This is a genomic window from Qipengyuania sp. JC766 (assembly GCF_040717445.1).
GTDB lineage: Bacteria > Pseudomonadota > Alphaproteobacteria > Sphingomonadales > Sphingomonadaceae > JC766.
Genome location: NZ_JBFEFL010000001.1, coordinates 1209753 through 1231859 on the forward strand (window position 1 = coordinate 1209753; position 22107 = coordinate 1231859).

The 22107-nt window shown below is 66.6% G+C and carries 22 protein-coding genes; 12 read left to right on the forward strand and 10 right to left on the reverse strand.

Features of this window, described 5'->3' with window-relative positions:
* Complete coding sequence (gene folP / locus AB1K63_RS06025; RefSeq protein WP_366959058.1) at positions 1–1128, reverse strand: dihydropteroate synthase; 1128 nt, start codon at positions 1126–1128, stop codon at positions 1–3.
* A gap of 323 nt (positions 1129–1451) precedes the next feature.
* On the opposite strand from folP, the gene AB1K63_RS06030 reads away from it, so the two are divergent.
* Complete coding sequence (locus tag AB1K63_RS06030) at positions 1452–1586, forward strand: hypothetical protein (RefSeq protein WP_366959059.1); 135 nt, start codon at positions 1452–1454, stop codon at positions 1584–1586.
* A 103-nt stretch (positions 1587–1689) separates the two neighbouring features.
* Complete coding sequence (locus tag AB1K63_RS06035; RefSeq protein ID WP_366959061.1) at positions 1690–2361, forward strand: flavodoxin reductase; 672 nt, start codon at positions 1690–1692, stop codon at positions 2359–2361.
* 24 nt (positions 2362–2385) lie between these two features.
* Here the strand turns inward: AB1K63_RS06035 and AB1K63_RS06040 are convergent, their stop codons facing one another.
* From AB1K63_RS06040 to AB1K63_RS06060, 5 genes are all read right to left on the reverse strand, one after another.
* A complete protein-coding gene (locus tag AB1K63_RS06040; protein ID WP_366959062.1) occupies positions 2386–3522 on the reverse strand; it encodes a site-specific DNA-methyltransferase in 1137 nt (378 codons plus the stop codon).
* 206 nt (positions 3523–3728) lie between these two features.
* Positions 3729–4664 (reverse strand): oxidoreductase, encoded by a 936-nt coding sequence (locus tag AB1K63_RS06045; protein ID WP_366959063.1) that lies wholly within the window; start codon positions 4662–4664, stop codon positions 3729–3731.
* A gap of 62 nt (positions 4665–4726) precedes the next feature.
* Positions 4727–5665 carry a calcium/sodium antiporter gene (locus tag AB1K63_RS06050; protein ID WP_366959065.1) on the reverse strand — a complete coding sequence of 313 codons (939 nt, stop codon included), beginning with the start codon at positions 5663–5665 and terminating at the stop codon, positions 4727–4729.
* Positions 5662–6855 carry a Na+/H+ antiporter NhaA gene (gene nhaA / locus AB1K63_RS06055; RefSeq protein ID WP_366959066.1) on the reverse strand — a complete coding sequence of 398 codons (1194 nt, stop codon included), beginning with the start codon at positions 6853–6855 and terminating at the stop codon, positions 5662–5664. Before nhaA ends, AB1K63_RS06050 begins: the two co-directional genes overlap by 4 nt.
* Positions 6856–6912: 57 nt before the next feature.
* On the reverse strand, positions 6913–7536 hold the full coding sequence (locus tag AB1K63_RS06060; protein WP_366959068.1) for a ribonuclease HII: 624 nt from the start codon (positions 7534–7536) through the stop codon (positions 6913–6915).
* Between AB1K63_RS06060 and AB1K63_RS06065 the strand changes: the two genes are divergently transcribed.
* The 6 genes from AB1K63_RS06065 (at position 7535) to AB1K63_RS06090 (ending at position 12425) form a co-directional block, all read left to right on the forward strand.
* A complete protein-coding gene (locus tag AB1K63_RS06065) occupies positions 7535–8776 on the forward strand; it encodes a PQQ-dependent sugar dehydrogenase (RefSeq protein WP_366959069.1) in 1242 nt (413 codons plus the stop codon). The genes AB1K63_RS06060 and AB1K63_RS06065 overlap by 2 nt on opposite strands.
* Before the next feature lie 53 nt (positions 8777–8829).
* A complete protein-coding gene (locus tag AB1K63_RS06070) occupies positions 8830–9393 on the forward strand; it encodes an N-acetyltransferase (RefSeq protein ID WP_366959070.1) in 564 nt (187 codons plus the stop codon).
* 24 nt (positions 9394–9417) lie between these two features.
* Positions 9418–9978: a DUF1285 domain-containing protein gene (locus AB1K63_RS06075; protein WP_366959071.1), complete on the forward strand. Its 561-nt coding sequence runs from the start codon at positions 9418–9420 to the stop codon at positions 9976–9978.
* Entirely contained in the window at positions 9975–10568 is a 594-nt protein-coding gene (locus AB1K63_RS06080; protein WP_366959072.1) for a CoA pyrophosphatase, read from the forward strand. The genes AB1K63_RS06075 and AB1K63_RS06080 overlap by 4 nt, the downstream gene beginning before the upstream one ends.
* Positions 10569–10664: 96 nt before the next feature.
* Positions 10665–11849 carry a CCA tRNA nucleotidyltransferase gene (locus tag AB1K63_RS06085; protein WP_366959073.1) on the forward strand — a complete coding sequence of 395 codons (1185 nt, stop codon included), beginning with the start codon at positions 10665–10667 and terminating at the stop codon, positions 11847–11849.
* A gap of 72 nt (positions 11850–11921) precedes the next feature.
* Positions 11922–12425: a hypothetical protein gene (locus AB1K63_RS06090; protein WP_366959074.1), complete on the forward strand. Its 504-nt coding sequence runs from the start codon at positions 11922–11924 to the stop codon at positions 12423–12425.
* A gap of 20 nt (positions 12426–12445) precedes the next feature.
* Here AB1K63_RS06090 and parC read toward each other — a convergent pair whose 3' ends face one another.
* Positions 12446–14755, reverse strand: a complete 2310-nt coding sequence (gene parC, locus AB1K63_RS06095; RefSeq protein ID WP_366959075.1) for a DNA topoisomerase IV subunit A — start codon at positions 14753–14755, stop codon at positions 12446–12448.
* A 98-nt stretch (positions 14756–14853) separates the two neighbouring features.
* Between parC and AB1K63_RS06100 the strand changes: the two genes are divergently transcribed.
* The 3 genes from AB1K63_RS06100 to AB1K63_RS06110 all read left to right on the forward strand — a co-directional run bounded on the left by AB1K63_RS06100 (position 14854) and on the right by AB1K63_RS06110 (position 18850).
* Positions 14854–15399, forward strand: a complete 546-nt coding sequence (locus AB1K63_RS06100) for a type 1 glutamine amidotransferase domain-containing protein (protein ID WP_366959076.1) — start codon at positions 14854–14856, stop codon at positions 15397–15399.
* A 138-nt stretch (positions 15400–15537) separates the two neighbouring features.
* Positions 15538–16446, forward strand: a complete 909-nt coding sequence (locus tag AB1K63_RS06105; RefSeq protein WP_366959077.1) for a DUF4349 domain-containing protein — start codon at positions 15538–15540, stop codon at positions 16444–16446.
* Positions 16447–16600: 154 nt separating this feature from the next.
* A complete protein-coding gene (locus AB1K63_RS06110) occupies positions 16601–18850 on the forward strand; it encodes a hypothetical protein (protein ID WP_366959078.1) in 2250 nt (749 codons plus the stop codon).
* An 8-nt stretch (positions 18851–18858) separates the two neighbouring features.
* On the opposite strand, the gene AB1K63_RS06115 is transcribed toward AB1K63_RS06110, so the two are convergent.
* Genes AB1K63_RS06115 through AB1K63_RS06125 form a run of 3 tightly spaced genes read right to left on the reverse strand, consistent with a single transcriptional unit; the run spans position 18859 to position 21310 of the window.
* The gene (locus AB1K63_RS06115; RefSeq protein WP_366959079.1) at positions 18859–19188 is read right to left on the reverse strand and encodes a 2Fe-2S iron-sulfur cluster-binding protein; all 330 of its coding nucleotides are present in this window, start codon (positions 19186–19188) and stop codon (positions 18859–18861) included.
* On the reverse strand, positions 19188–20264 hold the full coding sequence (locus AB1K63_RS06120) for a cysteine desulfurase family protein (RefSeq protein ID WP_366959080.1): 1077 nt from the start codon (positions 20262–20264) through the stop codon (positions 19188–19190). Before AB1K63_RS06120 ends, AB1K63_RS06115 begins: the two co-directional genes overlap by 1 nt.
* A complete protein-coding gene (locus AB1K63_RS06125; protein ID WP_366960653.1) occupies positions 20261–21310 on the reverse strand; it encodes an aminotransferase class V-fold PLP-dependent enzyme in 1050 nt (349 codons plus the stop codon). The genes AB1K63_RS06120 and AB1K63_RS06125 overlap by 4 nt, the downstream gene beginning before the upstream one ends.
* A gap of 113 nt (positions 21311–21423) precedes the next feature.
* On the opposite strand from AB1K63_RS06125, the gene AB1K63_RS06130 reads away from it, so the two are divergent.
* A complete protein-coding gene (locus AB1K63_RS06130) occupies positions 21424–22080 on the forward strand; it encodes an alpha/beta hydrolase (RefSeq protein ID WP_366959081.1) in 657 nt (218 codons plus the stop codon).
* Positions 22081–22107: the final 27 nt, after the last annotated feature.

A 22107-nucleotide genomic window follows, 5' to 3' on the forward strand; every position in this document is an offset into this window, starting at 1 on the left:
TCACATCGGCGGCAGGTCCGCGAAGTCGGTCAGCGCCGCATCGCGCAGACCCCGCCAGACATTGCGCGCCTGGACCGTCTCCGCGACGTCGTGCACCCGCAGCAGCTGCACGCCCGCATTCATGCCCGCAATCGCCAGCGCGATGCTTCCGCCGAGCCGCCGGTCCGCCGCCGCCTCGTTCGACAGTGCGCCGATCATCCGCTTGCGGCTGGCCCCCAGCAGCAGCGGATGGCCGAGCGCGTGATAGAGCGGCAGCGCGTTCAGCACGGCGAGATTGTCCGCCACCGATTTTCCGAAGCCGATACCGGGATCGAGCACGATGTGCTCCGGCGCGATGCCCCCCTCCACCGCCGCATCGCGCAAGGCGCGCAGGCCGTCGAAGACGTCGAACGCGACGCTCTCGTAACCGCCCTCGGAATGCAGGTCCTGCCCGTCGCCCGGCGCATGCATCAGCACGACGGGCACGCCTGATCGCGCGACCAGTTCACGGCTGCGCGGATCGTGGCGCAGGCCCGACACGTCGTTCACCAGGTGCGCACCCTTCGCGAGAGCCGCTTCCATCACTGCCGGGCGGCGCGTGTCGATGCTGAGCGCGGCCCCCATCGCGGCGCAGTATTCGACTGCCGGGACCACGCGTTCGAGCTCGTCCCCTTCCCATGTCGCCGCCGCGCCGGGGCGCGTGCTTTCGCCGCCAATGTCGATGATGGCCGCGCCGGCTTCCACCATCGCCGCCGCATGGGCTCGCCCGGCGTCCTGGTCGTCGAGGAACTCGCCCCCGTCGCTGAAGCTGTCCGGCGTCACGTTGAGGATGCCCATGACCTGCGGCTGGTCGAGCCGCACGGTCCGTTCTCCCAGCTGCAGCGGCGCGTGGGCCTGGCGCAGGTTCGACCACTGGCGCTCCGCCTCGCTCGCGGCATCGTCCCCGAAGGCATCGGCCAGCTCGCCAAAGGCCGCCACCGCATCGGGCGGCGCGAACATCCGCCGATGTACCACCGCCCCGCCCTCGCGTACCACCAGCACGAACTCGCGCGCATAGACCATCCCGCCCGCCAGCCGCACCGCATCGCCCTCGGCAACCTGCGGACCGGCGACGGTGCTAACCGGCCGGACATAGACCCGCGGAGTCATCGTGCGACCCCGGCAGACATGGACCGCTCGACCGGTCCGGAAAGAAACCCCGATCCGGCCCAATCAGTCTGCAATTTCAATCGCTTGCGGATCGGACCTGCAAGCAATGTGTGGCCTTTGCCCGAGGCGAAGGAGACGCCCTGCACCGCAGCAGGATCGAAGGGAAACGAAGCTTTCATGCAGCCGGCATAGCGATCCGCGCGCCTGTAGGACAGCACAAGCCCTGCAGAGATTTCGGACCGCAATGTGGACGGCCGACCAGAACGCGCTAACCCGATGGAAACGACCGGTCAGCTAATGGCGCTCCGACGGGGAGAATGCGCATGCCGATGTGGCTGTTCGATTTCATCGACGAGATTTTCATGCCCAACCCTGAGAAGGACGATGGAGCACGGCGGCTCAAGCGGCTGGTGCTCATCGTCGTCCTGGCGATCGTGGTGGTCTGGCTGTTCGACTGATCATCCGGAAGCGCCGTAGCGCGCATCTGCCGTCGGGGCACGAAGTGAGGGGAACCCGCGCGGTATCGCGTCCATTGGTCGCGAAAGACCAGGAGCCCCCGCAATGCCGCACACATTGAAGCTGCAGTCGATCCGACCGATCACGCACAACGTCAACGAACTCACCTTTCCCCGCCCGGACGGCTACGACTGCACGCCGGGACAGGCCACGGAGCTGGCGATCGACCGTGACGGCTGGCGGGACGAGAAGCGGCCCTTCACTTTCACCTCCCTACCCGATGCCGACCACCTGCAGTTCACCATCAAGTCCTATCCCGACCATGACGGTGTGACCGAGCAGATCGGGCAGTTCGAGGGCGGCGAGACGGTGCTGATCGAGGATCCGTGGGGCGCCATTGAGGACAAGGGCCCCGGCACCTTCATCGCCGGGGGAGCAGGCCTGACGCCGTTCCTGTCGATCCTGCGCGCGAGACAGGCACGGGACGGCACGCTGGACGGATATCGCCTGATCTTCGCGAATTCGCACGAGAAGGACATCATCCTACGCGAGGAACTGGAAGGGATGCCCGGGCTGAAACTGGACCTGGTCCTGAGCAAGGAGAAGGTCGATGGCCTGCACCACGGCCAGGTCGACGCCGATTTCCTGGACGAAGCCGGTCTCGACTTCGGCGACACATTCTACCTGTGCGGCCCCCCGCCCATGGAAGAGGACGTCAGCACCCTGCTGAAACTGCGCGGCGTCACCGACGACCGGCTGGTCCGCGAAGAAGACTGACGGCGCAGAACGCGCGCCCGCGTATCAGTCCTCCAGCGCCAGCAGGTGAAGCTGCCGCGCAGCGTCGATTGGCTTTACCTCGCCGCCGTTCTCGTAGTGCCAGAAGGTCCAGCCATTGCAGCTGGGTGCGCCTTGCAGGTCCTTGCCGAGGCCGTGGATGCTGCCGGCCTGCTTGCCGTACGAGAGCGATCCGTCGGCACGAACGGTGGCGGTCCAGCGGCGCTTCTTGTCGAACAGCTGCGTGCCCGCAGGCACGAGTCCGTTTTCGACGAGCGCACCGAACGCGACGCGCGGGGCATCCTTCTTGCTCTGCATGGTGACCAGCGCGCTTTCGTCCAGCGGCAGTTCCTTCGAGATCCGTGCGATCGCGGCGTCGCGATAGACGCCTTCGCGTTCGCAGCCGATCCACTGGCGGCCCAGCCGCGTGGCGACCGCGCCGGTGGTCCCGGTGCCGAAGAACGGGTCCAGCACCACGTCGCCGCGCTCCGTCGTCGCCAGCAGCACGCGGTAGAGCAGCGCTTCGGGCTTCTGCGTCGGGTGGACCTTGTGTCCGCCTTCCTTCAGCCGTTCACCCCCGCCGCAGATCGGCAGGACCCAGTCGCTGCGCATCTGGAGTTCGTCGTTGAGCGTCTTCATCGCGCGATAATTGAAATGGTAGCGCGCCTTCTCCCCCTGGCTGCACCACAGCAGCGTCTCGTGCGCATTGGTGAAGCGGGTGCCCTTGAAATTGGGCATCGGATTGGACTTGCGCCAGACGATGTCGTTGAGAATCCAGAAGCCCAGATCCTGCAGGATCGCGCCGACGCGGTAGATGTTGTGGTAGCTGCCGATGACCCACAAGCCGCCGTCGGGCTTCAGAACGCGCTTGCACTCCGCCAGCCAAGCCTTTGTAAAATTGTCGTAAGTGCGGAAGCTGTCGAACCGGTCCCAGTCGTCCGTCACCGCGTCCACCTGGCTGCCGTCGGGCCGGTTGAGGTCACCGCCCAGCTGCAGGTTGTAGGGCGGATCGGCGAAGACCAGGTCCACGCTCGCATCGGGCAGCGTGCGCATGGCGGCCACGCAATCGCCCGGCAATATCCGGCCCAGCGGCAGATCCACGGCCTTCGGCGCGGCGGCAACCGCCCGCATCTCGCGCGTCCTTACGGTCTCGACGACCCCCATCTTGGTAATCCCCCTTCGTACTTATCCACAGGGTGAGTCCAAGCGGACTCCGCGTCAAGCACGAAGTCATCGCAGCGTATGGTTAACGCCGCGATAACCAGAGGGAACGAAAGGAGTCCGGCACAAGATGTTGAGTCCGCCTCACTCTGCAGGACTCGACATCTGGGGGTGTTGCGCCGGGGACTCAGCCGAGCGGTCGTGTGGGATCAGGCTGGTGCGAGCTCCGGGTCGATGCCGGTCAGTTCGATCGACTTGTCCCAAAGGCGTTTCGCAAGCTCCGGATCGCGCGCGGTCTTGGTGGCGTAAGCCCTGCCCGAGCGTTTGCCGCTCATTTCGCGGAAACCGTAGGGGCCGTAATATTCGCCGCCTTCGGCCTCCGGATCGGTCGCTGCCTGCAATGCGGGCAGCGCACCATGCGCAGCGGAATTGAGCACCAGGCCGACGAACGAGCCGAACACACCGCCCAGCGGGCCCATGTGCCGCGTCAGGTCCGTCTGCGCGATGCCGGGATGGCACGCCATGGACCGCACGCTCGATCCGGCGGCAACCAGCCTTCGGTCGAGTTCCTTGGCGAAGAGCAGGTTGGCAAGCTTGCTCTGGCCGTAGAACTCGCCCTTGGCATAGCCTTGCTCGGCGTCGAGATTGTCGAAGTCGATATCCGCGCCCTTGTGCGCGATGGAGGACTGGGTGACCACGCGCCCGCCCCCGTCCTGCGACAGCTTGTCCAGCAGCAGGCTGGTAAAGGCGAAATGGCCCAAATGATTGACGGCAAACTGCATCTCGCACCCGGCGGTCGCATGGCCGAGCGGCGGGAACATGATGCCGGCATTGTTGACCAGAATGTCGATCCGGTCTTCCTTTGCCGCCTTTTCCGCTGCGTCGCGCACCGAGGCGATGTTGGCGAGGTCGAGCGGGAGGAATCCGGTATCGGCGCGTTCCGGGCCCGATCCGATGTCGGCCTGCGCCGCGGCCGCCTTGTCCGCATCGCGGCAGGCGAGCAGCACGCGGGCGCCCTTGCGGGCCAGTGCGCGGGCGATTTCCAGCCCTATGCCGGTATTGGCACCGGTGACGATGGCGGTCTTGCCGCCGAGTTCGGGAATGTCGGAATAGGAAAAGGGCACGGCGGGGGATACTCCTGGCATGGGGATATGCCAGACCAATGGCCGGCCCGCCCGCGCGTTCCGCGAGCGCCGCCGCGCGCGTCTTAGTTGTAGAGGACCACCATCGCGGTATTGGCGACGAACCCGGCCAGCAGCAAAGCGCCCATGACCCGTCCGATCCGCTTTCCATAGGCACACAACAGATAGACGAGAACGGCCGCCGCAACCATGACGGGCCATTCGATATCCAGCAGCTCGCTCGGAATTGCCGTCGGCGCGATGGTCATGGTCGCGCCGCCGATCAGCAGCAGGTTGAAAATGTTGGAGCCCACGACATTGCCTATCGCCAGGCCCGACTGGCCGCGCAGGGCCGCCGCGACGCTGGCCGCGAGTTCGGGAAGCGACGTTCCCACCGCCACGATGGTGAGACCGATCACGGTTTCGGCGATCCCGGCATTTTCCGCCAGTTGCACCGCGCCTGTCACCAGCCACTGCCCGCCAAAGACGAGCGCTGCGACACCGGCTGCAAAGACCGGAACGGCAACGACGAGGCGCGTCGGCGCACCCACGTCCTCTTCCGCGTCCTCCACCAGGGTCTTCGCCGGGTGGCGGATGCGCCAGATGACGTAGATCACGATCAGGGCCAGCAGTACCGCGCCGATCCAGCCCGCGGCCCAGCCCGACCACGCGATACCCCAGACCAGCGCGCCGGCCAGAACGCCGACCACCGCATCGCGCTTGCCCGCGCCCGTCAGCGCGATCGGCGCGACCATTGCCGCGGCGCCGAGGATCAGGAGCGAGTTCGCGATATTGGACCCGGCAATGTTGCCCCAGGCGATTTCCGGCGAGCCGGTCAGCGCGGCCTGCACGCTGGCGACCATTTCCGGCATGGACGTTGCCGATCCGACGATCACGACGCCCGTGACCAGCGTCGAGATGCCGAGCCGCTGCGCGATGCCGACACTGCCGCGCACCAGCAGTTCGCCGCCGATAGCGAGGCCGGCGAGCCCCGCCAGGATCAGGATCGCGATGGAGAGCGTCACGCTTTGCGTCCGCGCAGCAGCAGCAGGACGCCGAGAATGGCCGCGACGATCGAACCGGACAGCACGCCCAGCTTCACCGCGTTGATCTGCGCCGGATCGGCAAAAGCAAGGTTGCCGATGAACAGGCTCATGGTGAAGCCGATACCGGCGATCAGCGACAGCCCCCAGACCTGCGACCAGCCGATGCCACGCGGCAATTTCGCGATCCCGCTCTTCACGGCGAGCCAGGCGAAGCCGACGATGCCGATCTGCTTGCCCAGCAGCAGGCCGAGCGCGATGCCCAGCGGCAGCGGTGCGAGGACCGCGGCCGGCTCCATGCCTTCGAAGGAAACGCCCGCATTGGCGAGCGCGAAGATGGGCACCACCAGGAACGCGACCCAGGGGTGCAGGTCATGCTCCATGCCCTCCAGCGTCGGATTGCCGCGCCGGTCCTCCAGCGGGATGCACATGGCGAGCGCCACGCCCGCGAGCGTCGCGTGGACGCCCGACTTGAGGACGAAGAACCAGAGCGCGACGCCCAGGATCATGTAGGGAATGGCGGACCCGAACCGCATCCACCCGCAAAAGGCGAGAACGGCGAGGACGATGGCGGCGTAGCCCAGCATCACCGTCTCGACACCGGGCGTGTAGAACAGCGCGATGATGGCGATCGCCCCGATATCGTCGATGACCGCGACTGCCAGCAGCAGCGCCTTCAGTGCGACCGGCACCCGGCTGCCGAGCAGGGCGAGCACGCCGAGCGCAAAGGCGATGTCGGTCGCGGCCGGGATCGCCCAGCCCTGCAGGTTTTCCGGCGATCCCAGGTTGACGCCGACGAAGATCAGCGCCGGCGCGATCATCCCGCCGATGGCGGCGAAGATGGGGAGCGAGGATTGCTGCCAGCTCGACAGCTGGCCGATCAGCACCTCGCGCTTCACTTCCAGCCCGACGAGCAGGAAAAACAGCGCCATCAGCCCGTCATTGATCCACAGCAATGCGGACTTGCTGACCCCTTCGCCGTTCACGGTCACCGATACCGGCGTGTCGAGGAAAGCGAGATAGGCAGGCGCGAGCGGGCTGTTGGCCCAAATCACCGCCACCGCCGCCGAAATCATCAGCAGGATGCCGCCGGCGCTTTCCTGTTGCAGGAAATCCTTCATCGACCGGGCAGCTCTGGCAAGGACGGCGGGCGGTTTGGGTGCGGGCGTCATGGACGCAGTCCTTAGCCGCCTGAGCCGTTCAGGCAAGCAAAGTCGGAACCGCCGGAGTCAGAGCAGTTCCAGCTGCGCGACCGGCGCGAAACTGCGCCTATGGAGCGGGCTGGGCCCGTGCGAGCGCAACGCTGCCATGTGCTCCGCCGTGCCGTATCCCTTGTTGCGTTCCCAGCCGTACTGCGGATGGTCGCGCGCCGCCTCGCACATCAGCCGGTCGCGCCATTCCTTCGCTACGATGGACGCGGCCGAGATGCACGGCTCCAGCGCATCCCCGCCCACGATGGCGCGGGCGGGCCAGTTCCATTCGGCGCAGCGGCCGTGCGGCGTCATGTTGCCGTCCACCAGCACTTGGTTCGGCGGCGCGGAGGCACGGGTGCAGAGCGATGCCACCGCGCGGGTCATCGCCAGCATGGTCGCGCCAAAGATGTTGATGCGGTCGATCTCTTCCGGCCCGACGACGCCGACGCCCCAGACGCAGTTCGCCCGGATTTCGAGGTCGAGCTTCGCCCTTCGCGCGGCGGTCAGCTTCTTGGAATCGTCCAGTCCCTCGGGGCACGGATCGCACAGCACTACTGCGGCGGCGACCACCGGCCCCGCCAGCGGACCCCGTCCGGCCTCGTCGACGCCCGCGATGCCCGGCGTGGCACCAAATAAACTTTTGTGCGTATTGGAGAGCATGAGCAGACCGTCGAACAGAACCTTCGCCCTCCTCCTTTCGCCTCTCGTGCTCGGTGCCGCAAGTTGCGACACCTCCGCGACCGGGGACAGCGCCGCCGCGCCGACCTCGACACCCGGCCCCGCCACGGGCGGCGGAGGCGGCGAAGGCCCGCCCAATGCCGGCAATTCGCCGGTCACCGGCAACCCGCCCTTCGACCGGCGCACGGTCGGCAGCTTCGACGAGCCCTGGGCCCTGGCCTTTGCGCCGGGCACATCGAACCTGTTCGTGACCGAACGTCCCGGCACCATGAAATTCGTCGACACGCGCAGCGGCCAGGTCGGCACGGTCACGGGCCTTCCTGAGGTCGATTACGGCGGCCAGGGCGGCCTCGGCGATGTCGCCTTTCTCCAGTCCGAATCGAAAGCGGAGCTTGGCGGCCGGACGATCTACCTGAGCTGGGCCGAGGCTGGTTCGGGCGATACGCGCGGGGCCGTGGTCGGTCGCGGCACGCTCGAATGCGGATCGGCGACGTCGTGCAATGTGGAAGGCCTGCAGGTCATCTGGCGCCAGGATCCCAAGGTCACCGGGCGCGGCCACTATTCGCACAAGATCGCGTTCTCGCCGGACGAGCAGTACATGTATGTCGCCAGCGGCGATCGGCAGAAGCAGGACCCGGCGCAGGACACCTCCAATACGCTCGGTTCCATCGTTCGGCTCAACCTCGACGGCTCGCCCGCTTCGGGCAACCCGCTGGCGGGGCAATCCGGCGCTTCGGACGAGATCTGGTCCTACGGCCACCGCAACACGCTCGGCCTACAGTTCGACACGCAGGGCCGGCTCTGGAACCTGGAGCATGGCCCGGCGGGCGGCGACGAACTCAACCTCGTCGAGCGCGGGGTGAATTACGGCTGGCCAGTCGTCTCCTATGGCGACAACTACAATGGCTCGCCGATTCCGCGCCACCCGACACGGCCCGAGTTCCGCGAGCCCGCGATCTACTGGACCCCGGTGATCGCGCCCGGCGATTTCATCTTCTACTCGGGCAACGCTTTCGATGCCTGGCGCGGCGATGCCGTCATCGCCAACCTCAAGGTAGAGAACATCGTCATCGTGGACGTCAGCGGGAATACAGCCCGCCAGACGGCGCGCTATTCTTTCGACCGCCGGCTTCGCGATATCGCGCAGGCCCCGGACGGGACGATCTGGATCGCCGCCGATGGCGACAACGCACCGCTCTACCACCTGACACCCAAGAACTGAGCGGACGCAATTTCGTTCGACAGGCACGGCGCGCGTAATTAGGGGCGCGCGCCATGTCTGCGCCCGCCATGTCCGCGTCCCATGCCAAGATAGTCCCGCTGGATGCGATCGATCCGGCGCTGATCGAGCAATTGCTCGATCGCGCCTTCGGCGAGGACAGGCACGCGCGCACTGCCTATCGCATCCGCATCGGCACCGACTGGCTGCCCGGCCTGAGCTTCGCGGCGCTGGACGAGGAGGACTACCTCGCCGGGACCATCCAGTTGTGGCCGGTCGCGCTGACCGATCCGCAGCAACGCGCGCACCCCCTGCTGATGGTGGGTCCCGTAGCGGTCGTGCCGGAACGGCAGGGCGACGGTTTCGGCAAGGCGCTGATGCTGGCGGCGCTCGGCGCGATCGACACGCAGGCGGCCCTGCCGCAAGTGCTGATCGGGGACGAGGACTATTACGGCCGCTTCTTCGGCTTCACCGCCGCCCCCACCGGCGGCTGGCGCTGCCCGGGTGCGTGGGACCCGGCGCGCCTGCTGGTCCGGTGCGAAAACCCGGCCGTCCTCCCGCGCGAGGGAATGCTCGGCCCGTGGCCCGGCCCTTCGGCGCGCGAACCCTTGGCGGATTGAGCGCCAGCCACCATCTTCGCCACCATGCCGTACGAACCGCCGCCGGGAATCGCGAACCTCACCCTGTCACAGATCGCCGAGCAGGTCGCGGCCCGCAAGCTGCCGCCGGTGGAAGGCTGGGCCCCGCAGAAGACCGGCGACAGCCGGATGCGGATCGCGGCGGACGGCACCTGGTTCCATGACGGCACGCCGGTGACTCGCCCGGCCATGGTGCGCGCGTTCTCCGGCCTGCTCTCGCGCGACGACCAGGGCCGTCACTGGCTGTTCTCCCCGTTCGAGAAGCTGTCGATCGAGGTCGAGGATGCCGCTTTCATCGCCACGGACGTGAGCGAGAACGAGGGCGCGCTCGCCTTCCGCCTCAACACGGACGATATCGTTGTCGCCGGGCCGGATCATCGTCTGGAGGCCCGCGGGGACGCGGAAACGCCCGCGCTCTATCTCCATGTCCGGCGCGGCTGCGAGGCACGCCTCAACCGCAGCACCTACGAACAGCTCGCCCGGATCGCGCTCGACCGGAGCGCCGGGGACGGCGACGAGTGGACCGTCACCAGCCAGGGCGAACGGTTCTCCCTCCTTCCTGCATGAGCGCCCTGTTCGACCGGTTGACCTGCCTGTTCGAGGAAGGGCACGGACAGGACCTGTCGGACCTCCTGACCGACATCCGCTTTGCCGATGCGGCACGGTCCACCGACGCCGCCGTGCTGATCGCGGTGACGGACCGGCCAGAGCCCGGCGTCATCCTGACCCAGCGCCCGACAACGATGCGCGACCATCCCGGCCAGGTCGCCTTTCCCGGCGGCAAGATGGAGGACGGAGAAGACGCCGTGACCGCCGCCCTGCGCGAAGCCGAGGAGGAACTGGCGATGCGGCCGGAGGACGTGCGGATCATCGGCACCACCGACCGGTACCAGACCGGTACCGGGTTCGAGATCACCCCGGTCCTGGGCGTCATCCCGCCCGATCTGCCGCTGCACGCCGATCCGCGCGAGGTCGAAAGCTGGTTCGAGGCGCCGCTGTCGCTGGTGATGGACCGCCGCAACTGGACCGAGAACGAGGTGTTCTGGAAGGGCGCGATGCGCCATTACCTCGAGATGGACCACCAGGGCTATCGCATCTGGGGCGTCACCGCGGCGATCATTTCCAACCTTTCGCGCCGGCTTGCCTGGGTCGATTGAGCGCTCCCGAACTTGTCTCGCGCCCCGTTTTGGACTTAGGCGCGTTTCCATCATGACCTGCCGCCCCGGCCCCCTCCCCTTTTCGCCGATGTCCGCATGAGCGATACCGCCCCCATCCTTCCCGCCGCGCCCTGGACGAAGCGCGAGGATCTGGCGCAGCTTGCCTCGGTGCTGGGCATGGACAATGTCCGCTGGGTCGGCGGCGCCGTGCGCGACACGCTGCTCGGCCTGCCGGTGAAGGACATCGACGCGGCGACGCCGCTGCGGCCCGACACGGTCATGGCCGAGCTGAAGACGGCAGGCATCCGCGTCATTCCGACCGGCATCGATCACGGCACGGTCACCGCAATCCTGCCGGGCGGTCCGGTCGAGATCACCACGCTGCGCCACGACGTATCGACCGACGGGCGCCGGGCCACCGTCGCCTTTGCCGACGACTGGCGCGAGGATGCGGCGCGCCGGGACTTCACCATCAATGCGCTCTACGCCCATCCCGAAACGCTCCGGATCTCGGACTATTTCGGCGGCCTGGCGGATCTCGATGCGCGCCGGGTCCGGTTCATCGGCGATGCGCGGCAGCGCATCCGCGAAGACCATTTGCGGATCCTGCGATACTATCGCTTCCAGGCGCGCTTTGGATCGGATCTCGATGCGCAGGCGGAAGATGCCTGCGCCGAACTGGCCGGTACGCTGAAAGGCCTGAGCCGCGAACGCGTGGCGATGGAATTGCTCGCGCTGCTCGCACTGCCCGATCCTGCACCCACCGTGCTGCGCATGCGCCAGCGCGGCGTCCTCCCCGTCATCCTGCCGGAGACAGGGCCGCACGAGCTTGCGGGGCTCGACATCCTGCTCGCGGCGGAGAGGGATGCCGGAGTCGAACCGCACGCCATCCGCCGGCTGGCCGCGCTGGTGCCGGCGCTGCCCAGCATCGCGGAAACGGTGGCGGCACGGTTGCGGCTTTCCAAGGCGCAGCGGGCCCGGCTGATCTGCGATGCGGAGCGCGGACGGACGGACGCGGAAGCCCCCCGCGCGCTGGCCTACGACGTGGGGATGGATTGCGCCGTCGACCGCCTGCTCCTGCTGGGAGAAAGCGTCGCGGAGTTCGACGGCTGGGACGTGCCGCGCCTGCCGCTGAAGGGCGGCGAGATCGTCGCCCGCGGCGTGTCGGCCGGGCCGGAAGTCGCGCGCACCCTTCGCGCGGTGGAAGCGGCCTGGGTCGCGGAAGGTTTTCCGGATCGTGCACGCGTGCTCGAATTGCTGGACCGCCAGATCGGCGGATGATCCGCCGTTCAGCGCGCGGACACGCATCCTGCCGCATCGCGCGCATCAGACCAATTTCCTTGCGGAGTGACCATGAAACCGATCGTCAGCACAATCGCGGCGCTTGCCGTCCTGTCCCTTCCCGCCTCCGCCGTCGCTCAGGACCAGGCCTGCCTTAGCTCCGCGGAAAACCGCGCGGTCATGGCTAACCTGATGCCCGCGCTGGTCGAACAGGCGGCCAAGCGATGCGCCCCCGTGCTCGACGGCAATGCCTATCTGACCCGCAATTCCGCGGCCATCGCGGCGCGCCAGAAACCCTATGCCGACAAGTCCTGGCCCGCCGCCAAGCCCGCTTTCCAGCGCCTAGTGAAAATGAAACTGCCGGACAACGAAACCGTGCTCGAATTTGGGCGCCAGACGATTGCATCCACCGTCGCGCGCGAACTGACGGCCGACCAGTGCGGCGTCCTGAGCCGCCTGATGCAGGAACTCGCCCCGCTGCCGCCGGAAAACTTCGCCCATGTCGTGGCGCTGTTCGTCGAGGCGGGATCGGCCCAGGTGCCGAACGCGCCGATCAGGGTCTGCGAAAAGCCCTGACTGCTTAGTAAGGCAGCTGCCTAGAACCGGTTGTCGCGGGGGAAGCCCTGCGGCGGCAGGCGGCCGGCCGCGCCGCGCGCGACCTTCCACTGCCAGATGTCGGTTTCCGTCCGGGTCCGGTCGCCCTTGCCGCCCATCTGCCAGCTGAGGCCGTCTTCCAGCTTGAAGGTCGTGGCGTCGGACAGGCCGCCGTCGCGATAGCGTTGCAGCATGACGCCCTGCCCGCGCGCGAGCGTGGGCACTTCTTCCAGGTTGAAGACGATCAGCTTGCGGTTGTCGCCCACCGCCGCGACGTGATCGTCCGCTTCCGCGATCGGGTGGACCACGTTCAGGCGCGCATCCCCCTTCAGGTTGACCACCTGCCGGCCCTTCTTGGTTTCCGCGAGCAGTTCGCCCGTCTCCGCCACGAAACCCTTGCCCGTGGTCGCCGCCAGCAGCAACTTGCCGCCCGGGCGATGGACCAGCGCCGCCACGATCTGCGCGCCGTTGTCGATGTCCAGCGTGTTGCGCACCGGCTCCCCGAAGCCGCGCGCGCCCGGCAGCTTGTCGCAGCCCAGCGTGAAGAAGCGCCCGCTATCGGTCGCGAGCAGCAGCTTGTCGGTCGTCTGGGCATGGACCGCGAAGGCAGCTTCGTCGCCTTCCTTGTACTTGAAGTCCCCGCGCCCGTCCTCCGACGCGTCGAGATCGACATGGCCCTTCGCGCCGCGGATCCAGCCCTTCTTCGACAGGATGACCGTGATCGGTTCCTTCTCGATCATGGCGTCCATGCTGAATTCGACGGCGGGCGCGGCTTCCGCGATCGTTGTGCGCCTGCGGCCCAGTTCCGTTTCGGGGCCGTATTCGGCGCGCAGCTTTTCGAGGTCGCGGCGCATCCGCGTGCGCTGGCGGGCCGGGCTCGCCAGCAGTTTCTCCAGCCCGTCGCGCTCCTTGAGAAGCTCCTCCTTCTCGTTGCGCAGTTCCATCTCTTCCAGCTTGCGCAGGGAGCGAAGACGCATGTTGAGGATCGCTTCGGCCTGCCGGTCGGTCAGGCTGAATTCCTCCATCATCACCGGCTTGGGTTCGTCTTCGGTGCGGATGATCTCAATCACGCGGTCGAGATTGAGGTAGGCGACGATGTAGCCTTCGACCAGTTCGAGGCGCGAGGCGATCTGGTCCAGCCGGTGCTGGCTGCGGCGCTGCAGGATCTCGATCTGGCTGGCGATCCAGTTGCCGAGCAGTTCCTTCAGCCCCATCACCATCGGCGTCCGGTTCGCGTCGAGGACGTTGAGGTTGAGCCCGAAGCGGGTTTCGAGGTCCGTCAGGCGGTAAAGGCTTTCCTTCAGCAGCTCCGGATCGACATTGCGGCTCTTGGGGGCGAGCACGATGCGGATCTGCTCGTCGCTTTCGTCGCGCACGTCTTCCAGGATCGGGATCTTGCGGTCGCCGATCGCCTGCGCGATCTGTTCGATCAGCTTGCCCTTCTGCACCTGGTAGGGAATCTCGCTGATGACGAGCTGGTATCCCCCGCCCTTGATCCGCTCGATCCCGGCCTCCCGGTCCACGACATTGTCGCTCTCCGCCGCGTGGAAGCGCGCGCGCACGCGCAGGCTGCCGCGCCCGGTCTCGTAGGCGTGCGAAATGGCCTCCGCGCTGTCGACCACCAGGCCGCCGGTCGCGAAGTCGGGCCCGCGGAACAGTTCCATCAGGCGGGCGTGCTCGACATGCGGATTGTCGAGCACCTCGAGCGAGGCGTCGATCACCTCGGCAACGTTGTGGCTGGGAATGTTGGTCGCCATGCCGACCGCGATGCCGCTGGCGCCGTTCGCCAGCAGGTTGGGGAACAGTCCCGGGAAGATCTCCGGTTCCTCGTCCTCGCCATTGTAGGTCGGGATGAAATCGACCGTCCCTTCGGACAGGCCCTCCATCAGGCGCAGCGCAGTCCTGGTCAGGCGCGCTTCGGTGTAGCGATAGGCCGCGGCGTTATCGCCGTCGATATTGCCGAAATTGCCCTGCCCTTCCACCAGCGGGTACCGCAGCGCGAAATCCTGCGCGAGGCGCACCATCGCATCGTAAACGCTGGCGTCGCCATGCGGGTGGTACTTGCCGATCACGTCGCCCACGACACGGGCGCTCTTCTTGAACGGATCGGTCGGGTTGAGCTTCAGCTGGCGCATGGCCCACAGCAACCGGCGATGGACCGGCTTCAGCCCGTCGCGCAGGTCCGGCAGGGACCGCGCCGTGATCGTGGAGAGCGCATAGACGAGGTACCGCTCTGACAGCGCCGCATCGAACGGGGCGTCGACAATTGCGTCGAAGGGGTCGGAATCGGGCGTATCGATCACATCAGCCATCGGCCCGCCCTATCATCGCCTCTTTCCGGCGGACAGCACGGAACACAGCGATTTCCCCACGCGTTGCAGGGACAACACGAAAATCCAAGGAGCATCCCATGACGAAACGCGTAATGATCCTCGCCACCGACGGCTTCGAACAATCCGAACTGTTCGATCCCAAGGCCAATCTGGAAGACGCCGGGTTCGAGACCGAGATCGTCAGCCTCGAAAGCGGCGAGATCAAGGGCTGGGACGAAGACGACTGGGGCAAGAGCATCGCGGTCGACAAGACGGTCGACGAGATAGCGAACTGCGAAGGCTACGACGCCCTACTGCTTCCCGGCGGCCAGATCAATCCCGACCTCTTGCGGGTCAACGAGCGCGCGGTGGCGATCGTGCGCGAATTCGATGCCGCCGGAAAGCCCATCGCAGCGATCTGCCACGCGCCGTGGCTGCTGATCGAAGCGGGCGTCATCGATGGCAAGACCGCGACCTGCTACACCTCGATCCGCACGGACCTGGAGAATGCAGGCGCGAAGGTCGTCGACCAGGAAGTGGCCGAAGACGGCAACATCATCACCAGCCGCAATCCGGACGACATCCCGGCCTTTTCTGAGGCTTTGATCGCCCAGTTGAAGTCGGACGTGCGCGAAGCCGCCTAAATACTGCACCGATGCAAATCGAGAAGCCCCGCCGCACCGCCGGCGGGGCTTTTTTATTTGCCGCTTGACCGCAGCCGGAAACGTGGCAAGATTGTGGCATAAATAAGGCACCTCAGGTGCCGCTTCGGGAGATGGCTTATGCGTGCGTCCCTGTTGGCCCTGGCGGTAACGGCCGCTGCCCTCTCCGCCTGTTCCGGGCCGAGCGAAAGCACGGAGGCTGTCACCACGGCGGACATGGCCGAGCCGCCGCCTGCGAGCTTCGTCAATGCGGCCGATGGCGGAGACGGCGAAGCCGCCGAAATCCCGGTCAGCACCCCGCAGATCGCCTACACCTACCAGTACGGTTTTCGCGTCGCGAATGGTGCGATCGCGGGCCTGCAATCCCGCCATGTCGAACTGTGCGAAGCCAAGGGCCCGACTGTCTGCCGGATCATTTCCATGGAGCAGTCCGAGGACGAAGGCGATTACGGCTTCGGCACGCTGCAACTCGAAGTCGCTGCCCCGCAGGCTCGCAGTTTCGGAACCGAACTGGCGACTGTCGCCGAGCAGCAGGACGGCGAGCAGATCTCCGCCTCGATCGCAGGCGAGGACCTGTCCAAGCAGATCGTCGATACCGAGGCGCGCCTGCGTGCCCGAACCCTGCTGCGCGATCGGCTGATGGAAGTGCTGCGCAACCGGCAAGGCACGGTGGCGGAGCTGGTCGAGGCGGAACGCGGCGTGGCGCAGGTCAACGAGGAGATCGACCAGGCGACCAGCTGGCTGGCGGAAATGCGCGGCCGGGTCGCCTTCAGCGATGTCACCGTGCGTTACAGCTCGGGCTCGCCCAGCTCGGGCGGCTTCCTCGAACCGATCCGTTCGGTGTTCGGCGCGCTGGGCTCCATCCTCGGCACGGTCATCGCCGTCCTCATCGCGCTCATCGTCGTTGCCGTGCCGGTGGGGCTGGTGGTCTGGGCGATCGTCTGGGGCGTGCGCCGGATCCGTATCGCCGCGAGCCGCAAGCCCGGCCCCGACAATCCCAAGGAGGGCGAGACTGCCCCGCAACCCTGAAGGTCCGTCAGCTCTACTTGCGGTCCCATAAAAAAGGCGGACCACTACTCCGCTGTTAATCACTATTTATCGCGTGGTTAATAGAGGTGGGCGCCTAGAGATGGGGTTGCACCGTTTCCTTTGCGCCTTTCTGGCCATTTTCTGTGCCGCGACAATGGTTTCGCCGGCGCTGGCGCAGCAGCGCGCAATCATTAACCCCTCGTTCGAATCCAACGATCCGAACGGGCCCGGAGCGCCCAGCTTCATCATCACGCCCAACGGGACCGTTGCCGGCTGGAACTCCACCACGGGCGAGATCGAGTTGTGGGATACGAACTTCAACGGCGTGCCGGCCTATCAGGGCAACGTCTTTGCGGAGATGAATGCTTCGGCCCCCGGCGCGCTCTACCAGACGATCTGCATGGTCAATGGCGAGCAGATCGGGTGGCAGTTTGCCCACCGCGCGCGCACCGGCGGGGCCGCGACCCAGACGGCGTCCTTCCAGATCGCCAGCCAGACAGGGACGCTGATCCAGAACCTCGCCACCCAGTCCTCGACCATCAACAATGTCTGGAACCTCAATACCGGCCAGACGACCTATAACGGCCCTTCGGGCATGCAGCGGGTGCAGTTCACCACGACCAATCCCGGGTCCTTCGGCAACTTCCTCGACGATATCCGGATCAACCTGAATCCGTTCGTGGAATTCAGCTCCAACGCGACGACCGGTGTCGAATCCATTCCGACCGCGAACCTCCCGACGCTGATCGTCAGCGGTTCGATCTTCACCAGCCGGACGGTCACGGTGACGATCACCGGCGGAACGGCCACGCGCGGCACGGATTATACGACGCCCGGCGGCGGCGCGACTTTCACCGTGACCATCCCGCCCGGCATCTACCAGCGTACGGCCGTGCCGCTGGGCATCACGATCATCAACGACAATGCGATCGAGAGCAGCGAGACGATCACGATGAGCCTCGTCGCCGGTAGCGGCTACACCATCTCGGGCACCAGCACGTGCGGGGGCACGCCGATTGCATCTTCCACCTACACCATCACCGATGACGACGCCCGACTGACCCTCACGAAATCGTGGGTCAACGGCCGCAACGGGGACTCGGTCGACCTGGCCATAACCGGCGGGTTCGGCGCCAGCCCGGGATCCTCGACCGTCGGGGGCAGCGCCACCAACGCGTCCTCCAACGCGACGGTCGGGCAGACGATCACCTTCACCGAAACATTCACGTCCGGCAACGGCGCCAATTACGACACCAGTTTCGCCTGCATCAACAACAGCAACGGAAGCGCGATAACCACCGGAGGCAGCGGCCGAAGTCGCACCCTGACGGTTCCGCTCCTCTCCAACGTCACCTGTACCTACACGAACACCCGAAGATCGGCGCAGCTGACCTTGCGCAAGACCTGGTCGCGCGCCCGCATACTGGATGCGGCGCAGCTCCAGAGCACGGGCTTGGCAAACAACGCCATCATCGACGCGGTGGCCAATACCGCGAACGAGACGGATACTGCCACGCCGGTCACCGTCTATGCCGGCGACGTGGCGACGTTCAGCGAGACGTTCACCAACGGCAATGCGGCGAATTACAGCGCGACCTTTGCCTGTACCGGCAATGCGACGGCGGTGACGGGGACAACGCTGACGGTGAATGCGGCGGACACCGCGATCACCTGCACCTTCACCAACACCCGGCTGGCCGTCCAGCTCCAGCTGCGCAAGGTCTGGGTCAACGCGATAACCGGCAACACGGTCACCCTGCCCGCGACTACCGGATTCACCGCCAATACCGCCGCGTTCCAGGCAGTCGCAAACACGGCGAACGAGACCGATACGGGCACCGCCGTGACGGTTTATGCCGGCGATACGGGGACGATCAGGGCGGAAGTCTTCACGGTGGGCACCGCGTCCGCCTACCAGGCCGTGCTGAACTGCACGGGCGGCACGTTGAGCGGGACCGACGCGCGGGCGAACAACACGCTCGCCATCAATGCCGCCGATGCCGGGACCACCATCGTGTGCAGCTACACCAACGCGCGCGTCACGCCGCTGACGGTGGTCAAGACGAGCAGCGTGGTGTCGGATGGGATCAACACGACGAACCCGATGGCTATCCCCGGCGCGATCGTGCGTTACTGCATCCTCATCACCAATCCGGGCAGCACCACTGCCGCCAACGTCATCGCCACGGACAGCCTGCCTGCGCGAACCACCTTTAATACGGGCTCCATGCGATCAGGCACGTCCTGCGCCGGCGCTGTCACGGTGGAGGACGAGAATGCCATCGGTCCGGACGAAAGCGACCCGTTCGGCATGGCCCTTTCCGGCACCGTCGTGACCGGGGCCGCACCGAACCTTGCCGCCGGGGCCAGCTTCGCGATGGTGTTTACCGTTACCGTCAACTGACCCGAAAATCAGCGACGCATGTCGTGGCTTTGCGCAGGGATGGCGACTTCGAGGCCATCCAGCCCCGGCTCCAGTTCGATCTGACAGGAAAGCCGGCTGGTCGGCGCGACCCCTGCCGCGAGGTCCAGCATGTCCTCCTCGTCCTCGCTCGCCTCGGGCAGGCGCGCGAACCACTCCTTTGCGATAATCACATGACAGGTGGAACAGGCCATCTGGCCTTCGCACGTTCCCTCCAGCGGCATTCCGGCCGCCTGCGCGGTTTCGAGGAGGGAGGCGCCGTCTGCGCCTTCCACCTCGACCGCGTCGCCCTCGGCCGTGATGAAACGGACGCGCACCATCAGATACCTTGCGCCTCTGCCGCGGCGTTGATTGTGCCGGCGGCCTTCTCGATATCCTCGACCGCCGTGTAGCGGCCGAAGCCGAGCCGGATCGAGCTCTTCGCCTGCTTCTTCGAAAGGCCGATCGCCTCGAGCACGTGGCTGGTGCGGCCCGATCCGCTGGCACAGGCGGATCCGGCGCTGAACATGATGTCCCGGCAGTCGCTCATCAGGCGATTGACGTCGAGTCCGTCGCGCCGGATGTTCAGATTGCCGTGCCAGCGCGCATCGGCGCTGCCGTTCAGTTCCCAGTCGGCGAACAGCTCGCGCGACCGGTTCCACAGTTCCTCGATATGGTCCGCATCCTGCGCCATCCGCTCGCGCGCTTCCTGCGCCGCCGCGCCGAACCCTGCGCACAGCGCCGGGCTGAGCGTGCCGGACCGTAGGCCGTCCTCCTGCCCGCCGCCGGTCTGGACCTCGTCCAGTTCGACGCCCTGTCGGATCCACAGCGCGCCGATACCCTTGGGGCCGTGCAGCTTGTGCGCGCTGACCGCGATCATGTCCGCCCCGGTGACCTCGATCCTGCCGTAGGCCTGCACCGCGTCACACAGGTAGAGCGCGTTGTTCTCCTTCGCCTTGCGATGCCATTCCACCGTGGGCTGGATCACGCCGATCTCGTTGTTGACCTGCATCAGGCAGACCAGCCTGGTATCGGCGGGCAGGTCCTGCTTCGTGTTGCACTGTCCGTCCTTCGCCACGTTCAGGACATGCGTCTTCCCGAGTGCGCGCGCCGTGTCGAGGACCGCCGCGTGCTCGATGGCGGATACGGAGACCGAACCGCCCGAGCCGCTGCCGCGCATGGCGAGGTTGATCGCCTCGGTCGCGCCGGAGGTGAAGATCACGCGCCCCCCGGCCGGGAACAGCTGCGCCACCTGGTCGCGCGCCAGTTCGACCGCGGCCGCGGCCTGCCTGCCCATCCGGTGGGGGCTATGCGGATTGCCGAAGCCGGTGCCGTCCGGCCCGTCCAGCCAGCGCAGCATGGCGTCGCGCGCTTCGGGCGCGAGCGGAGTGGTGGCCTGGTAGTCGAGATAGATCATGCGGACTTCGCCATATCTATCCAGACCTCGCAGAAGCGTTCCACTTCTTCCCTCGTCGTATTCCAGCCGAGGCTGACGCGGATCGTGTTGGCTGCGATTTCGGGTTCCACATTCATGGCCTGCAGGACCGCGCTGGTCTTCATCGTGCCACTGGAGCAGGCCGAGCCTTGCGAGACCGATATTCCGGCCATGTCGAACCGCATCACCTGCGCGCTGGCCGAGATGCCGGGCATGGCGATTGCTTGGATATAGTGCACAGGATCGCACAGCCTGTCGGAAAGCCAGGTCCCGCCCCGGCTGCGGCATTCGGGCGCAAGGGCTTGCAGCGCGTTCATCGCCTCATCATTGAAATAGCCGTCGCCGGCCGCTTCCAGCGCGGCGACCATGCCCAGCACGGCCGGCAGGTTCTCGGTCCCGCGACGATACCCGCGCTCGTGCCCGCCGGACGGTTCCAGCATCGCGAAGTCGCGGACCAGCAGCGCCCCCACCCCGATCGGGCCGCCGAATTTGTGCGCGGACACGATGCCCATATCCGTCGCCGCGAGGTTTCGCTTGCCCGCCGATTGCGCAAAATCGGTGAGGAGCACGCCCCCTGCCCGTCCGACCTCCCCGGCAATCGTCTCGACAATTTGGCGGTTACCGGTCTCGGAATTGACGTCCTGCACCGCCACCAGCGCGCCGGGCCCGTCGATCGCCTGGCGCAGGGCATCCAGATCGACCTGTCCGTCGGACAGGACCGGTATGCGCGTCGCGCCCGGCACCGCCTGCAGGATGCAGTCGTGTTCGACCGCGCTCACCAGCTTTGTGCCGGCTTTCGCCCGCGAAAGGGCGAGCGCGGCGGCTTCGCTAGCTCCACTGGTGAAGATCAGTTCGCCCGACCACCCGATCGAGCGCTTCATGCGCATCCTGGCGTCCTCCAGCGCGGCGCGGGCCTGCCGTCCTTCGGCATGCGGACTGCTGGGGTTCGCCCAGAGGCGGAAGCCCTCCTCCATCGCCGCCTTCGCTTCGGGACGAAGCGGCGTGGTGGCGGCATGGTCGAGATAGATGCGGGAGGCGATCGGGCGTGCTCGAAATGATTGCGATTTGAAGACGAAACCCTATATAGCCCGCCACTTCGCGCGCGCCACCCGCGCGCTGTCTCATCCCGCAGGACCCATCCATGCCCACCGTCATTTTCCCCGGCCCCGAAGGTCGTCTCGAAGGTCGTTTCTCCCCCGCGCCGCGCCCCCGCGCGCCCGTCGCAATGATCCTGCACCCGCATCCGCAGGGCGGCGGAACGATGAACGAGCAGATCACGCAAAAGCTCTACAAGACCTTCGTCGATCGCGGCTTCGCGACGCTGCGCTTCAATTTCCGAGGCGTGGGCCGCAGCCAGGGGAGCTTCGACAACGGCATCGGCGAATTGTCGGACGCGGCCAGCGCGCTGGACTGGATCCAGTCGATCCACGAAGAAGCGCAGGTGACCTGGGTCGCCGGCGTGAGCTTCGGCGCACTGATCGGGATGCAGTTGCTGATGCGCCGCCCCGAAATCCGCGGCTGGATCAGCATCGGCGCCCCGGCCAGCATGTACGATTTCAGCTTCCTCGCCCCCTGCCCCGCCAGCGGCATCTTCATCCACGGCGCGCAGGACACGGTGGTGCCGCCGCCCGCCGTAACCAAGCTCGTGGAAAAGCTGCGCACGCAAAAGCACATCACCGTGCATCACGAGGAAATCCCGCGCGCCAACCACTTCTTCGAGAACGAGCAGGACGAGTTGATGGCTTCGGTCAACAACTACCTCGACTTCCGCCTCGATCCCAACTGCCCCATCACCTGACGTAACGGTCAGTCGTCGATGATTGAC